The organism is Flectobacillus sp. (genome assembly GCF_049240685.1).
GTDB lineage: Bacteria > Bacteroidota > Bacteroidia > Cytophagales > Spirosomataceae > Flectobacillus.
This window is the reverse complement of sequence record NZ_JBMLSD010000007.1, coordinates 1-2,530: the sequence shown is the minus strand read 5'-3', so window position 1 is coordinate 2,530 and position 2,530 is coordinate 1. Positions and strand designations below refer to the sequence as shown.

Sequence of the window (2,530 nt, the reverse complement as noted above, 5' to 3'; positions counted from 1 at the left end):
CTTCATGTGACCCGATTTAAGTATTGTTGACCCGTTTTTTAGAGTGGTGTTGAAAAGACTAATCGTTTTGTTTCGTTGTCGAATCGTGCAATTTCGCCCAAATCTTTACCCGTTTTAGGCTCTTTGGCATAGATAATCGCAAGGTCAAAGCCACGGAATTTATTTATCATATTCTCAGCGCTTTCGATGCGCTTGTTGAGATACTTATTCTGATAAACCTGAATCGGTGTTCCTTTGCTGGTGAGTGCAATGTTGGTGCCTGATGGCATTCTGTACTTGATATGCCATTCGGCAGTTCTAATTAATTCGTCCATTGTGATGATAAGTTTGTATTGGATATGAATGAGTAATATTTTTCTAGTGTTTCTGGACTTGTTCTTTTTGATATTCTCTTAGCCCAGTAAAGAGATAACTCGCTAATCGAATGGATTTTACCTTTTTGCCCACGTGGTATGATACCAAATGCCAATGAATTTTTCGCTTTTTCCAATTCATCCTCAAATCTCACTTCAAGGAATTTCTTCTGCTCACGTTTGAGCCATACATGGGCGATTAGAAAACCGCCTCTATCACGATACTTCTTCGAGAAGTAGTTAAGTGGCCAGTATGCTTCACGGTCGTACTTTTCATTGTGTTTTTTCACCAAATCTACCTCTGCTATCTTGGTCATACAGAACGTTTTCCAATGGATATAGCTCTCTGTGCCATTAAAGTGCCCAAATACATCACTACCAATCAATCGCTTGATTTTTACCTCTGTTTCTCCATTAAACTTCTGTTTAGGATAGAGGTTCTTTTTGGCATAGTTCCAGAATTCGGTAATTAATTGTGCCTTTTCATGTGGTTGAATCGGCTTTTCTTGTACAGGTTTAGTGGTTCTGTTAGGCAAAGGTGACTTGTGACCTCCTAGGTGGCGATTGCGGAAGTATTCCGCTCTACTGCCAGCGTAGTTGTCCACATCATTGGTGTCGGCGGCCCCACTTGTTTCATTTTCCTTGTCATTTGTGGAACTTTCAAGGTTATTTTTTTGGAAAGAAAAGTCAAAGGGCTCAATTTGCTTTTTTTCCCTGTCAATTTCCCTGTGTCTTTCCCCGTAATTTTCTTGGGTAGATTCAACATCTACTGCTATATATGAATTGTTTAAATTTATCCTGTCTTTTAATATCGGAAAACTTTGCCACGTCTGAGTAATAAGGATGTCCTTTGGAAGGGCTCTCAAAGCCTTCAACTGAGGCTTCAAATTGACATCACCAAAGGCGATATATAGGTTTGGTATGATTGTGTATCCACCTGTCGAATTGTTGTCTACAATGTCAATAAAACGGGCATTTGACAGCCTAGCAAGGATATTGTAGATGTTTCTAGTCTCACACGAAATGAGTCTGGCCAGTTCTCTACGGGTAATGTTAATAGAAGGAATGCTCTGACTATCAACCCATGTCGATGAATTGACCAGTTTGCGGAACATAGGTATATACTTGTAGAGAATCGCCTCCATAACCTTCTGGTGTGGAGTACGAAGTTTTGCTGACAAACCTAGATGTTGTAGGCCGTTAAACTCCTCTGCAAGTGCATGGTATCGCTTATAGACGCTTGAGCTAGTTTGTTCGAGCGTCTTTGGCATCCTTACGAAATCTGAGTTAATCTGTGATTTAGGGCAAAAAAGATTCATATTCTGTGAAATGGGCAAAGTATCGCCACAGGTTTGGTCGTCACACTACTAGCTGTAGCAGATACTTCAATTTGCTTTTGTTGCCAATAAGGGGTTCGAACCCTCCAGAATGCACCAAGATGGTCATTCTGACACCGTGAAAGGGCATAACTTAATTAACTATACGTTTCGGTCTTTTCTCCCAAACGGTAGAATTACCAAAATCGCTATAGAAAGAATCAATATAATCTTCATGGTTGTGCATCATTTAGAAAGAAGCTACCACACAAAGTGTGGTAGTCTTTAGAATCTATTTCTACACCTATTGTCTTTTTAGAAAGAACCTCCCACATAATGATGTGGGAGTCTAGCTAATCACTCAATTCATAAATCCAAACAAATGGATTTATGAAACCTCCTTTCCTAACTTATTAAAACCCGTCTCTTTTGTTTTTTTCGATGAAATGTCTGGCAGCGAAAAAAACAATAAATGATGGGACGAATACCTTTAAAAAAATGGCACTCCAATGCGATAAAATGCTAATTATCATCCTCTAAATCGCCTCCTACGAAGTCTTTTAATTTGTCCTCCAAACTTGTTCCAGCAATAAAGCTGTAGGCAAAGTTGGCACAAATAAAGGCAAAGCCCATAGCCATAGCGCTAACAAAGAAATCAACGAGGTTTTCAACTGCAAGAGTATCCATTTTTGTAAAAGGGTAAGAATGATAAAACTATTTTGAAATTTTTTCCTTAATCCAGCAGATAAAGCACTTGACACCTTCGACAACAGCAAAATAAAGCAACACAGGAATTAATAGTAACTGTATCATATTGGATAAAAGATTTAGAAGCAAAGGCAGGACTCGAACCTGCGACCT

3 protein-coding genes are annotated in these 2,530 nt (G+C 39.1%); all 3 read right to left on the bottom strand.

Going from position 1 to position 2,530, the window contains the following annotated elements; all coding sequences use genetic code 11:
- Nucleotides 1–38: 38 nt before the first annotated feature.
- Entirely contained in the window at nt 39–314 is a 276-nt protein-coding gene (locus tag ACOVQ4_RS00430; protein ID WP_421818705.1) for a hypothetical protein, read from the bottom strand.
- On the bottom strand, nt 302–1,624 hold the full coding sequence (locus ACOVQ4_RS00425; protein WP_421818704.1) for a hypothetical protein: 1,323 nt from the start codon (nt 1,622–1,624) through the stop codon (nt 302–304). The genes ACOVQ4_RS00430 and ACOVQ4_RS00425 overlap by 13 nt, the downstream gene beginning before the upstream one ends.
- 567 nt (nt 1,625–2,191) lie before the next feature.
- The gene (locus ACOVQ4_RS00420; RefSeq protein ID WP_421818703.1) at nt 2,192–2,356 is read right to left on the bottom strand and encodes a hypothetical protein; all 165 of its coding nucleotides are present in this window, start codon (nt 2,354–2,356) and stop codon (nt 2,192–2,194) included.
- Nucleotides 2,357–2,530 lie beyond the last annotated feature (174 nt).